Here is a 13,267-nt window from a genome sequence, read left to right on the forward strand (position 1 = left end):
GGCGCCTCCTTATTTGACTTTGTCACTTTCGTGGTTGATAATTTTGCTGAGGAATTGTTGGGCACGAGGTTCGCTTGGATTGTCAAAAAAGTCATCGACATCTGTCGTGTCTACTAAAACCTCTCCGTCGGCCATAAAGATAATGCGGTCCGCAACTTCACGGGCAAAGCCCATTTCGTGGGTAACGATGATCATATTCATCCCATCATGTGCCAGTTTTTGCATAACTGCTAGAACATCTCCGATGGTTTCAGGGTCAAGGGCAGATGTTGGTTCATCAAAGAGGAGGAGTTCCGGATGCATGGCAAGACCACGTGCGATGGCGATTCTCTGTTTTTGTCCACCAGACAGCATAGCTGGGTAGGAATCTTTCTTGTCCCACATATTTACAAATTCCAGATATTTTTGGGCTGTTTTTTCAGCTTCTTTTTTATCAATTCCAAGAACTTTAACGGGAGCAAGTGTCACATTTTCTAACACTGTTTTGTGTGGATAAAGGTTAAAATGTTGGAAAACCATGCCGACTTCCTTACGAAGAGGCACCAAATCTTTCTGGCTAGCACCTGCTACTTGGTGTCCATTGACTAGGAGACTTCCTTTGTCAACAGCCTCCAAACCATTGATGGTACGGATAAGAGTGGACTTCCCAGAACCAGAAGGTCCAAGCAGGACAACAACTTGTCCTTTTTCAAAACGGAGATTGATGTCGCGGAGTGCGTGGTAGTCTCCGTAATATTTTTCGACGTGTTTAAATTCTACTAAAGTCATGAGAGATCTCCTTTGTGTTAGATTTTATAACATGATTCTACACCAAAAGAATGTTCTTGTCAAATCATATCTGAAAAAAATTCACTAAAATTTTATAAAAAAGCAATCTGGATAGAGAAAATGCCTAAATCATGTTATAATGAAACGATAGAATTCTTAGAAAGAGTGGATGTTTTTTTGATAACTCCTACTTATGAATGGCAGTTTGCCCCGCAGGTTGAAGATGCGGATTTTACAAAGATAGCCAAGAAGGCTGGACTGGGTCCTGAGGTGGCTCGGTTATTATTTGAAAGAGGGATTCAGGATGAAGAAAGTCTAAAGAAGTTTTTAGAACCTTCTTTAGAGGACTTACATGACCCCTATCTGCTCCATGATATGGAAAAGGCAGTGGAACGGATTCGTCAGGCCATTGAAGAAGGGGAGAATATCCTCGTTTACGGTGACTATGATGCGGATGGCATGACTTCGGCTTCGATTGTGAAGGAAAGTTTGGAACAGCTTGGTGCGGAGTGCCGTGTTTACCTACCAAATCGCTTTACCGATGGCTATGGTCCCAATGCCAGTGTCTATAAATACTTTATCGAGCAAGAGGGAATTTCCTTGATTGTGACAGTGGACAATGGGGTTGCTGGTCATGAGGCCATTGAATTGGCTCAGGCTATGGGAGTGGATGTCATTGTGACCGACCACCATTCCATGCCGGAAACCCTTCCTGAAGCCTATGCGATTGTCCATCCTGAGCATCCGGATGCAGACTATCCCTTCAAATATTTGGCCGGATGCGGAGTGGCTTTCAAGCTAGCTTGCGCTCTTTTAGAAGAAGTGCAAGTGGAATTGCTTGATTTGGTTGCTATCGGTACCATTGCAGATATGGTGAGTTTGACAGATGAAAACCGTATTTTGGTTCAATATGGTCTGGAAATGCTGGGGCATACTCAGCGTATTGGTCTACAAGAAATGCTGGATATGGCTGGGATTGCTGCGAATGAAGTTACAGAAGAAACGGTTGGCTTTCAGATTGCCCCTCGTTTAAATGCCTTGGGGCGTTTAGATGATCCTAATCCAGCTATTGATTTGTTGACTGGGTTTGACGACGAGGAAGCACATGAGATTGCCCTCATGATTCACCAGAAAAATGAAGAACGTAAGGAGATCGTTCAGTCAATCTATGAAGAAGCTAAGACCATGGTAGATCCTGAGAAGAAGGTCCAGATTTTGGCCAAGGAAGGCTGGAATCCTGGGGTTCTGGGTATCGTTGCTGGTCGTTTGTTGGAAGAACTAGGGCAGACAGTCATCGTTCTTAGTATAGAAGAAGATCGTGCCAAGGGCAGTGCTCGTAGTGTGGAAGCGGTCGATATTTTTGAAGCTCTGGATCCCCATCGAGACCTCTTTATCGCCTTTGGCGGCCATGCTGGTGCAGCTGGAATGACGCTGGAAGTGGAGAAGCTTCCAGATTTATCTCAAGTCTTGGAAGACTATGTCCGTGAAAAAGGTGCAGATGCTGTTGGCAAGAACAAGTTAAATCTAGATGAAGAGTTGGACTTGGAGACCCTTAGTTTAGAAACGGTTAAAAGTTTTGAACGTTTGGCACCTTTTGGAATGGACAATCAGAAACCTGTCTTTTATATCAAGGATTTTCATGTCGAAAGTGCTCGTACCATGGGAGCAGGAAATGTCCACCTAAAACTAAAAATTTCCAAGGGTGAGGCGAGTTTTGAAGTGGTGGCCTTTGGACAAGGTAGATGGGCAACAGAGTTTGCTCAAACCAAGAATCTAGAATTGGCAGTCACCTTGTCTGTCAACCAATGGAATGGGCAAACTGCCCTCCAGTTGATGATGGTGGATGCGCGTGTGGAGGGTGTTCAACTCTTTAACATTCGTGGGAAGAATGCAGTCTTGCCAGAAGGGGTTCCAGTCTTGGACTTTGCTGGAGAATTACCAGAATTAGCGACCAGTGATGCTGTGGTTGTGAAAACCATTCCTGAAGATATTACCTTGCTGAAGGCCATTTTTCAGGAACAGGATTTCTCTGCTGTCTATTTCAAAAATGACATCGATAAGGCCTACTATCTGACAGGTTACGGGACTAGAGAACAGTTTGCAAAATTGTACAAGACCATTTACCAGTTTCCAGAGTTTGATATTCGCTACAAGCTGAAAGATTTGGCGGCTTATCTCAATATCCAACAAATCTTGCTGGTCAAGATGATCCAAGTATTTGAAGAGCTGGGCTTTGTGACGATCAAAGATGGTGTCATGACAGTCAATAAAGAAGCGCCAAAAAGGGAAATTGGTGAAAGTCAGGTTTACCAAAATCTCAAACAGATTGTTAAAGACCAAGAAATGATGGCGCTGGGGACAGTTCAAGAAATTTATGATTTTTTAATGGAGTAATAGATGGAAAGGGACTGAGATGACCTATCTCGGTCTCTTTTTGACGGATAAATGCTTGATGTGGGAGTGGTTGATTGGATAGTCTTTTGGATGGTTTGCTGATGTAAAGGTTGGGGAAATGATTCATTTTTTTTATTCTCTTCTATCACTTTATACGATGTCTGCTTTTAAACCTTATGTAGTAAAAGTATAAATTTTTGTAACATGACTAAAATATAACTCTAAACGAACTGACATGTAAATCAAGTATGATTTTCTTATCAAGAAAATATAAGGGGAAAATAGTTATGAAAAAAACAGTTACGAAACTGACTCTTGGTTTGACTTCTACCGCTATTTTGGCTACAGTTGGGGCTCAAACTGTTCATGCGAACTCTTACGTTGTCCAAGACGGTGATTCATTTTATGCCATTGCAACTGCAAACGGCATGGATCCGCATGAGTTGGCAGCTTTGAATGGAAAAACCATCTTTGACACTATCCACCCAGGCGATGTATTGGAAGTAAGTGGTTCCGCTCAGGCTAGCTCTACCTACAGTGCTCCAGCTAGCACTGCGAATGTGGTATCAGATACAGAGGATGTTGTCGAAAAGACTCCGACAAACTATGGAAACTCTTATCCTGTTGGTCAGTGTACATGGGGTGTGAAAGAATTGGCTCCTTGGGCTAGCAACTGGTGGGGAAATGCCAACACGTGGGCAATCTACGCGAGCGCTCAAGGTTATAAGACAGGAAGTGTTCCAGTAGTAGGAGCAATCGCCGTTTGGGATGGTGGTGAATATGGACACGTTGCTTATGTAACAGATGTTCAAAGTGAAAACTCTATCCAGGTATTGGAAGCAAACTACAGACGTCAAAAGCAGATTGCGAATTATCGTGGCTTCTTTAATCCTCATGAATTTTTAGGTAACGTAACTTATATCTATCCAAACTAAAGATGATAAAAAGATTTAGAATTTCTAAGTCTTTTTTCTTTTTGAAGAAATTTCCTATCGTTAACCTCCATCTTAATGGCTAATTGCTGAAATTTTTAGATTCTGTAGCGAACAGGAAATTTTCGCTTTTGGATGTAGATAAACCATGTCTTTGTAGAAAATAGTTCTCAAGTCGAGAGGTAAAAGCAAGTTTTTTGAACTAAAAGAAAAATTTAGAGTTCGAGAAAGGTATCTGAAATCAAATTGATTCAGAAAATCCGTATTTTTGATGGTACAATCGTTCTATTATCTTCGATGAAGCCTCCAAAAGAGAAGTCAAAGTAAAAGAATTCGATTCACAGTAGTGACTAATCTCTAGTTAAAAACCGATCTTCGTTTTGAAAATAATCAAAAAAATGGTATAATGGTAGGAAAAGATTCGGCTGGAAGTTTTAGAACTTTTAGAATAAGAGGGTAAATTCACCCTATAATCAAGATAAATGAAGTTTCGGAGGGAAAATGAGTAATATTAGTTTAACAACACTAGGTGGTGTACGAGAAAATGGGAAAAATATGTACATCGCTGAAATCGATGGTTCTATTTTTGTTTTGGATGCTGGGCTTAAATACCCTGAAAATGAACAACTAGGTGTTGATGTCGTCATTCCAAATATGGACTACCTTTTTGAAAATAGCGATCGTATCGCCGGGGTCTTTTTGACCCACGGACATGCGGATGCCATTGGTGCCCTGCCTTATCTTTTGGCAGAGGCGAAGGTGCCTGTGTTTGGTTCTGAGTTGACCATTGAGTTGGCCAAACTCTTTGTCAAAGGAAATGATACGGTTAAGAAATTCAATGACTTCCATGTGATTGATGAAGATACAGAGATCGACTTTGGAGGGACTGTGGTTTCCTTCTTCCGTACAACTCACTCTATCCCAGAAAGTTTGGGAATAGTCCTGAAAACAGCTGAAGGTAGCATCGTTTATACAGGGGACTTCAAGTTTGACCAGACAGCTAGCGAATCCTATGCGACGGATTTTGCTCGTTTGGCAGAAATCGGTCGTGATGGTGTCTTGGCGCTCCTCAGTGATTCAGCCAATGCAGACAGCAATATCCAGGTGGCGAGCGAGAGTGAAGTTGGGGATGAAATTACTCAGACCATTGCAGACTGGGAAGGTCGTATCATCGTTGCAGCAGTTGCCAGCAACCTCTCTCGTATCCAGCAGGTTTTTGATGCGGCTGCAGATACAGGTCGCCGAGTTGTTTTGACTGGATTTGATATTGAAAATATCGTCCGCACTGCGATTCGACTCAAAAAATTATCTCTAGCTAATGAAAGTCTCTTGATTAAACCAAAAGAAATGTCTCGATTTGAAGACCATGAGTTGATTATTCTCGAGACGGGTCGTATGGGTGAGCCTATTAATGGACTTCGTAAGATGTCCATTGGTCGCCACCGCTATGTGGAAATCAAAGACGGGGACTTGGTCTATATCGTAACGACTCCATCTATCGCCAAAGAAGCCGTCATGGCGCGTGTTGAAAACATGATCTACCAAGCTGGTGGTGTGGTGAAACTCATTACCCAAAGCTTGCGAGTATCCGGACACGGAAATGCGCGTGATTTGCAGTTGATGATCAATCTTTTGCAACCAAACTACCTCTTCCCTATCCAAGGAGAGTATCGTGAGTTGGACGCGCATGCCAAGGCTGCCATGGCAGTTGGGATGTTGCCGGAACGCATTTTCATCCCTAAAAAGGGAACGACCATGTCTTATGAACATGGAGATTTTGTTCCAGCTGGAGCAGTTTCTGCAGGGGATGTCTTGATTGACGGAAATGCCATCGGGGATGTTGGAAATGTCGTCCTTCGTGACCGTAAGGTCTTGTCAGAAGATGGAATCTTTATCGTGGTAATCACTGTCAACCGTCGTGAGAAAAAAATTGTGGCCAAGGCCCGTGTTCATACGCGTGGGTTTGTTTACCTCAAGAAGAGCCGCGATATTCTCCGTGAAAGTTCAGAATTGATTAACCAAACGGTAGAAGATTATCTTCAAGGTGATGACTTTGACTGGGCAGATCTCAAAGGCAAGGTTCGTGACAATCTGACCAAGTACCTCTTTGATCAAACCAAGCGTCGTCCAGCAATCTTGCCAGTCGTGATGGAAGCAAAATAATAAGCAGAATACCTACAGAAAAAGTCGAAATTCGGCTTTTTCTTATAGAATAGTAAAAGGAGACAACCATGGCAGTTATGAATATTGAGTATTACTCAAAAGTTTTGGATATGGAGTGGGGTGTTACCGTACTCTATCCAGATGCTAGTCGGGTGACTGAACCAGATTGCACAGATATTCCTGTCCTTTATCTTTTGCACGGAATGTCAGGAAACCAAAATAGCTGGCTCAAACGTACCAATGTCGAACGCTTGTTGCGTGGAACCAATCTCATTGTTATCATGCCCAATACAAATAATGGCTGGTACACAGATACTCAGTATGGCTATAACTACTATACAGCTCTAGCAGAAGAACTCCCCCAAGTCATGAAACGTTTCTTCCCTAATATGACCAGCAAGCGAGAAAAGACCTTTATAGCTGGTCTCTCCATGGGTGGTTACGGCTCCTTCAAACTCGCTCTATCGACGAATCGATTTTCTCATGCGGCTAGTTTTTCTGGTGCGCTCAGTTTTCAGGATTTTTCTCCTGAAAGTCAGGATCTGGGGTCACTTGCCTACTGGAGAGGAGTTTTTGGAGAGATTAAAGACTGGACATCTAGTCCTCATTCGCTTGAAAGCATGGCTGCAAAATCCGATAAAAAGACCAAACTATGGGCTTGGTGTGGGGAACAAGACTATCTTTACTCAGCCAATAACCTCGCAGTGAAAAACCTCAAAAAACTAGGTTTTGAGGTGACCTATAGTCATAGTCCAGGTAAGCACGAGTGGTACTACTGGGAAAAACAATTGGAGCGTTTTTTAGCTACTCTACCAATTGACTTTGTCTTGGAAGAACGTTTATCTTAGTTTTAGGTTTCTTTCAGCTTTCTTCAGTAAAATAGAGAATCTATCTTGATCAAGGAGAATGTGATTTCAAGATAGGTTCTTATTTTTATGAAAGGTGGGGCGTCATGTTCTGGATTATTCGATTATTCTTCCGATTTCTTTTGGGAATTTGGCGTTTCTTCTGGCGTCTGGTTTGGACTGTGGTCATTCTACTGATCATTGCCTTTGGAGTGGTTTGGTATCTGACAGGTGATTTTCATTCTGCGGTCAATCAGGTTGAAAAAATGAGCAAGATTGGTCAAGGTGGCTGGAATCAATGGAAGGAGACGGGAACGCTGGAAGTCTTGTCTCAGACAGACAGTCACCAACATGCAGAAGGCAAGTGGGCTCAAGCCTCAGCTCGCATCTATATTGAGCCTCAAATGGATGAAACCTTCCAAGGTGCCTATGCAGAAGCCATAAAAAACTGGAATCAAACGGGAGCCTTTACCTTTGAGGTGGTTGCGGATCCTAGCCAGGCAGATATTGTGGCAAGTGAGATGAATGATGGATCGACCGCTGTAGCAGGTCAAGCCGAGAGTCAAACCAATTTGTTAACCAATCAATTTATATCTGTAACGGTTCGTCTGAATCACTATTATCTATCCAATCCAAACTATGGTTATTCTTATGAACGGATCGTGCACACAGCGGAGCACGAGCTGGGGCATGCCATCGGATTGGATCACACCAACGAGACTTCTGTCATGCAGCCAGCAGGTTCCTACTATGGAATTCAGGCTCGGGATGTGAAAGCTGTTCAAGAATTCTATACCAGTAGCGACTAGATGAATCTAAAATAAAATCAAAGCTCCTCCATCAAGTGATCGGTGGGGCTTTTTGTTCGTCCTGTTACGGCCTTTTTGCTATAATGGAACTATGAACAACTTGATCAAATCAAAACTGGAGCTCTTGCCGACTAGCCCTGGTTGTTACATTCACAAAGATAAAAACGGCACTATCATTTATGTAGGAAAGGCTAAAAATCTGCGCAACCGCGTGCGGTCCTATTTCCGTGGCAGTCATGATACCAAGACAGAGGCTCTGGTATCTGAGATTGTGGATTTTGAATTTATCGTTACTGAGTCTAATATTGAGGCGCTTCTCTTAGAAATCAACCTGATCAAGGAGAATAAGCCTAAATACAATATCATGCTCAAGGACGACAAGTCTTATCCTTTCATCAAAATCACAAATGAGCGCTATCCTCGTTTGATTATCACCCGTCAGGTCAAGAAGGACGGCGGTCTTTACTTTGGTCCCTATCCAGATGTGGGGGCAGCCAATGAAATCAAGCGACTTTTGGATCGGATTTTTCCTTTTCGCAAGTGTACTAATCCACCGTCTAAGGTCTGTTTTTACTACCATATCGGCCAGTGTATGGCCCATACTATCTGTAAAAAAGATGAGTCCTATTTCAAGTCCATGGCTCAGGAGGTTTCTGATTTCCTAAAAGGGCAGGATGACAAAATCATCAATGACCTCAAGGGGAAGATGGCAAAGGCGGCTCAAAGTATGGAGTTTGAACGTGCAGCGGAATACCGTGACCTGATTCAGGCCATTGGAACGCTTCGGACCAAGCAACGGGTCATGGCCAAGGATCTCCAAAATCGTGACGTCTTTGGCTACTATGTGGACAAGGGCTGGATGTGTGTGCAGGTTTTCTTTGTCCGTCAGGGCAAGTTAATTGAACGTGATGTCAATCTCTTTCCCTACTACAATGATCCGGATGAGGACTTCTTGACCTATGTGGGACAATTCTATCAAGAAAAATCTCACCTGGTTCCCAATGAAGTGTTGATTCCGCAGGATATTGACCAAGAAGCAGTCAAGGCCTTGGTGGATACCAAGATTGTCAAACCCCAGCGTGGAGAGAAAAAACAGCTGGTCAATCTAGCCATAAAAAATGCTCGTGTTAGTCTGGAGCAGAAGTTCAATCTGCTAGAAAAATCTGTCGAAAAGACTCAGGGAGCTATTGAAAATCTAGGGCGTTTGCTCCAAATACCAACTCCGGTTCGCATTGAGTCCTTCGACAACTCCAATATCATGGGAACCAGTCCAGTGTCTGCTATGGTGGTCTTTGTCAATGGTAAACCGAGTAAGAAGGATTACCGTAAGTACAAGATAAAAACGGTTGTGGGTCCAGATGATTATGCGAGTATGCGAGAAGTCATTCGCAGACGCTATGGTCGAGTTCAACGTGACGGCTTGACTCCTCCTGATTTGATTGTCATTGATGGGGGACAAGGGCAAGTCAATATTGCTAAGAAGGTCATCCAAGAGGAGCTGGGTTTGGATATCCCAATTGCTGGGCTGCAAAAAAATGACAAGCACCAAACCCATGAACTGCTCTTTGGAGATCCGCTTGAGGTGGTGGAGTTGTCTCGTAATTCTCAGGAATTTTTCCTTCTCCAACGCATCCAGGATGAGGTGCACCGCTTTGCTATCACTTTCCACCGCCAACTGCGCTCCAAAAACTCCTTTTCATCACAACTGGATGGGATTGACGGTCTAGGACCTAAACGCAAACAGAATCTCATGAAGCATTTTAAATCTCTCACTAAAATCAAGGAAGCCAGTGTGGATGAAATTGTCGAAGTTGGGGTGCCAAGAGCAGTCGCAGAAGCTGTTCAGAGAATGTTGAATCCTCAGGAAGAAGTGGAGTTGGCTCAAGTGGCGGAAGAGAGAGTAGATTACCAAACGGAAGGAAATCATTATGAACCATAAAATCGCAATTCTATCAGATATTCATGGCAATGCGTCGGCGCTAGAAGCAGTGATTGCAGATGCTAAAGCACAAGGAGTCAGTGAATACTGGCTCATGGGAGACATTTTCCTCCCTGGTCCAGGTGCAAATGACTTGATCGCTCTGTTAAAGGAACTGCCTATCACTGCAAGTGTTCGAGGCAATTGGGATGATTGTGTCCTTGAGGCTTTAGATGGGCAATATGGCTTGGAAGACCCACAGGAAGTCCAGCTCATGCGATTGACCCAGTTTTTGATGGAGCGAATGGATCCTGAAACGATTGACTGGCTACGAAGCTTACCTTTGCTAGAAAAGAAAGAAGTTGAGGGGCTGCGCTTTTCTCTTTCTCATAATTTGCCTGAAAAAAACTATGGTGGGGATCTGTCTGTTGGGAATGATACAGAGAAATTTGACCAACTCCTAGATGAGGAAACGGACGTGGCAATCTATGGTCATGTCCACAAGCAGTTGCTTCGTTATGGAAGTCAAGGGCAACAAATCATCAATCCAGGTACCATTGGCATGCCCTATTTTGATTGGGAAAAGTTAAAAAATCACCGTGCCCAGTATGCTGTGATAGAAGTGGAAAATGGGGAATTGGTAAACATTCTATTCCGAAAAGTTTCCTATGATTATGAAGCAGAGTTAGAATTGGCCAAGTCCAAGGGGCTTCCTTTTATCGAAATGTATGAAGAACTACGTCGAGATGACAACTATCGGGGGCACAATCTGGAACTCTTAGCTAGTTTAATTGAAAAGCATGGGTATGTGGAGGATGTGAAGAAATTTTTGGAGACTATAAAGTCAGAATATAAGGTAGACTAGTTTCTTTAAACCCCTGAAAATTAGTTGGAACTGGATGAGGGGTTCCCTGATTTAAAAGATGGACTTCGTTTGGTTACTCATCCTTGTTCCAATTTCTTTCTATGAAAAATCTCTGTAAGCTCTTTCAAAATATGGTAGAATGGATGCAGTAGAATTAGAAAAGGAAATCGTAAGTGAACTATGCTAAACTTGAATTCAATGCACAAGACCATAGTGGCTATTGGTCCTATATTATAAGGTAATTAAGACCAAGTTGCTTTATAGAATGATATAAGGAGGTGTGTTAATGAATAAGCGTAAAAAATGGGGTATTATTGCTTTAGTAATCTGTATTATAGGAGGAGTTATAATGTTTAGTTTGAATCATCCAAAAGAAAAAACATTGGAAGAGAAAATGAGAATCGAACAGGATAGGGTAGCAAAGTTTTTAGTTAGTAACTATGATTTAGCTGATGGACAAAAGATTGAGAGAGTGAAGTTTGTTGAATTTCAAAGAAATGAAAGCACCGGGAGTTGGAGGATTACTGCTAAAGTAAATAATCAATATGATATATCTGTCAAAATAGATTCTTTAAATGAGAATGGGAAAATAAGAAGTTCTAATTATTCACCAACAGAATTCATAAAGAGAGAACACAAAGAAGAAGCTGGGTATGATATAGCAGTAAAAATTATCTACTTAGAGGAGAGATAACTATATGGTTACAGAAGAAGATTATAGATATATAGTAGATGATGTTTACGATGTTGACTCTGGTAAGGTGAGTAATCCTATTCAGGAGGGACGATTAGTTGCAAACGATCGGTTTAAAGTAATCTCTAAACCCATAGATAACACCTCCAACGGTATGCAGGCGATGGCAGTTGCTCCTGTGGATAAAAATGGGAATGTGGATTATAGCCATGTAGTGATTGCTTATGCAGGGACGAATAAAGACGATCGGCTTGATATCCAAACAGATATCCAATCAATAGGATTTGGTGATAGACAGGTGTTGTCGGATTTGAAAACAAAGACATTTAGAAAATCTCAATTTCAAACGGCTCTGAGTTTTGCGGAAGAAATCGAAAAAACTTATCCCTCTGCTAAAATTACAACTGCGGGGCATTCGCTTGGAGAGTCTCTGGCTATGTATGTCGCTTTAAAGCGAGGTTATGCCAATGTTGGGTATAACGGGCCAGATATTCATAACTTGATTTCAAAAGAAGAAATCAAGTACATGCAAGAACATCCAAAACAATTTCGCAATTTCCGTCATAAGTATGATGTTATTGGCAATATTACGGGAAATACGACTCAAACAGCTATATTTCCCTACATCTACCCTGCAAAAGATAACTGGGGTGACAAGTTAGAATATCATAACTTGTCCCAGTGGCGATTTGATGAGAATGGCCAGCTAGTTGATTTGGATGGAAAACGTGTCACAAATCTCAAAGTAACGGCATTAGCAGAAGCAACAGCGGGTATGTACCGCTACCAAAAAATTAAAAGCTACCTCTCGGCAGATGGTTTGTCAAGTAGGGAAGAGATATACTTGGATAGCTTGCAGGGAATGGCTCTAGGGGAAGGAATGGCTAATGCGGCTCGAGCTGGTGCAGACGACGTCAAGCACCTTCAAGAAGAGGTGGTGTCAAAAGCACAAGAACTATGGAATCAGCTTGACTTTAGTAGTTTCCGATACCTGAGTTATGATGAAGTTCTATCGACTTTTGCGTCTGCGGGTGTGACTCAGGATACGATTGTCGGTTCAGTTAAGCAAGATTTTGAGCAAATGAATCAAAAGGCTGAAAAACTAGCCACAGAGTTTGATACCCTTAACCAACAGATTATCCAAGTCATTGAGAGTAAACTGGCCACAGATAAGGAATTGGCAGGAGAATTTAGAAAATGGAACAGTCGGATTTAGTCTTCCAAAAGTTAAAAGCAAAAGAAAAAGAGCATTATGATTTGGAAGATGAGTATCTAAAGCGGAAAGCAACTTTTACGAATCAATATAACGAACTCTATGAACGTCGAGACCGCCTTGCCCGAATCATTGAAGACGAAGCTAGCAAAATGGATGTCTTTCTTCAAAAGGGACAACACAGTTACCAAGATGGAGAACAGTTTTATAGGAGTTTGCAACAATTGATGGAGGATTCTCAGTTTGCGTGTAGGCGTAGAGAAGATGAATTGCAGTACCATGAAGAGATGTTAGATAGAGATTATCGTAAAAAGCAAGATGAGTTAGAACAGACAATCGGAGATTTAAGGAGGTCATATGCTCGCACCATTAAATGAATATTACACAGATGAAGAATATGAATTTGCTTTACGTCAGATGTATCGCATGATGGAGAGGAATAGAATCTATACAATGGCGACAGTAATCTTAAAGGAAAAAAATTCTTTGCAAACCAACTATAAAGAAAAAGTGAGAGAAAGTGCGGAGGAGACAAAAGTCGCTATTGGGAAAATAAAATCACAGATGGATACGGCCATAAAAGGTCAGGTAAAGAAAAAGTTGGAAGAAGTGACAACGGAGAAGCTATCTCAGTATGATTCCATTTGCTAATTTTATGGTGAGTGA

The 13,267-nt window shown here is 42.1% G+C and carries 12 protein-coding genes; 11 read left to right on the forward strand and 1 reads right to left on the reverse strand.

Annotated features, from left to right (window positions below; all coding sequences use genetic code 11):
- Nucleotides 1-9: 9 nt before the first annotated feature.
- Nucleotides 10-768 carry an amino acid ABC transporter ATP-binding protein gene (locus HMPREF2885_RS02050; RefSeq protein ID WP_000177026.1) on the reverse strand — a complete coding sequence of 253 codons (759 nt, stop codon included), beginning with the start codon at nucleotides 766-768 and terminating at the stop codon, nucleotides 10-12.
- Nucleotides 769-945: 177 nt separating this feature from the next.
- On the opposite strand from HMPREF2885_RS02050, the gene recJ reads away from it, so the two are divergent.
- The 11 genes from recJ to HMPREF2885_RS02105 all read left to right on the forward strand — a co-directional run bounded on the left by recJ (nucleotide 946) and on the right by HMPREF2885_RS02105 (nucleotide 13,252).
- Entirely contained in the window at nucleotides 946-3,162 is a 2,217-nt protein-coding gene (gene recJ / locus HMPREF2885_RS02055; protein WP_070657007.1) for a single-stranded-DNA-specific exonuclease RecJ, read from the forward strand.
- A gap of 287 nt (nucleotides 3,163-3,449) precedes the next feature.
- Nucleotides 3,450-4,097 carry a COG3942 and LysM peptidoglycan-binding domain-containing protein gene (locus HMPREF2885_RS02060; RefSeq protein WP_000754477.1) on the forward strand — a complete coding sequence of 216 codons (648 nt, stop codon included), beginning with the start codon at nucleotides 3,450-3,452 and terminating at the stop codon, nucleotides 4,095-4,097.
- A 498-nt stretch (nucleotides 4,098-4,595) separates the two neighbouring features.
- A complete protein-coding gene (locus HMPREF2885_RS02065) occupies nucleotides 4,596-6,257 on the forward strand; it encodes a ribonuclease J (protein ID WP_070656946.1) in 1,662 nt (553 codons plus the stop codon).
- A gap of 68 nt (nucleotides 6,258-6,325) precedes the next feature.
- Nucleotides 6,326-7,105 carry an alpha/beta hydrolase gene (locus HMPREF2885_RS02070; protein WP_070656947.1) on the forward strand — a complete coding sequence of 260 codons (780 nt, stop codon included), beginning with the start codon at nucleotides 6,326-6,328 and terminating at the stop codon, nucleotides 7,103-7,105.
- Nucleotides 7,106-7,209: 104 nt separating this feature from the next.
- Nucleotides 7,210-7,911: a M57 family metalloprotease gene (locus tag HMPREF2885_RS02075; RefSeq protein WP_000498548.1), complete on the forward strand. Its 702-nt coding sequence runs from the start codon at nucleotides 7,210-7,212 to the stop codon at nucleotides 7,909-7,911.
- Nucleotides 7,912-8,002: 91 nt separating this feature from the next.
- Nucleotides 8,003-9,850 carry an excinuclease ABC subunit UvrC gene (gene uvrC, locus HMPREF2885_RS02080; protein ID WP_070656948.1) on the forward strand — a complete coding sequence of 616 codons (1,848 nt, stop codon included), beginning with the start codon at nucleotides 8,003-8,005 and terminating at the stop codon, nucleotides 9,848-9,850.
- On the forward strand, nucleotides 9,840-10,694 hold the full coding sequence (locus tag HMPREF2885_RS02085; protein ID WP_070656949.1) for a metallophosphoesterase family protein: 855 nt from the start codon (nucleotides 9,840-9,842) through the stop codon (nucleotides 10,692-10,694). Before uvrC ends, HMPREF2885_RS02085 begins: the two co-directional genes overlap by 11 nt.
- Before the next feature lie 286 nt (nucleotides 10,695-10,980).
- Nucleotides 10,981-11,388 (forward strand): hypothetical protein, encoded by a 408-nt coding sequence (locus HMPREF2885_RS02090; RefSeq protein ID WP_070656950.1) that lies wholly within the window; start codon nucleotides 10,981-10,983, stop codon nucleotides 11,386-11,388.
- A 4-nt stretch (nucleotides 11,389-11,392) separates the two neighbouring features.
- A complete protein-coding gene (locus HMPREF2885_RS02095) occupies nucleotides 11,393-12,604 on the forward strand; it encodes a triacylglycerol lipase (RefSeq protein WP_070656951.1) in 1,212 nt (403 codons plus the stop codon).
- Nucleotides 12,586-12,978, forward strand: coding sequence for a hypothetical protein (locus HMPREF2885_RS02100; protein ID WP_000438034.1), 393 nt, complete (start codon nucleotides 12,586-12,588; stop codon nucleotides 12,976-12,978). Before HMPREF2885_RS02095 ends, HMPREF2885_RS02100 begins: the two co-directional genes overlap by 19 nt.
- Entirely contained in the window at nucleotides 12,959-13,252 is a 294-nt protein-coding gene (locus HMPREF2885_RS02105; RefSeq protein ID WP_000880830.1) for a hypothetical protein, read from the forward strand. The genes HMPREF2885_RS02100 and HMPREF2885_RS02105 overlap by 20 nt, the downstream gene beginning before the upstream one ends.
- Nucleotides 13,253-13,267: the final 15 nt, after the last annotated feature.

The organism is Streptococcus sp. HMSC062H02, from assembly GCF_001813005.1.
In the GTDB taxonomy this organism is placed as follows: Bacteria; Bacillota; Bacilli; order Lactobacillales; family Streptococcaceae; genus Streptococcus; species Streptococcus oralis_S.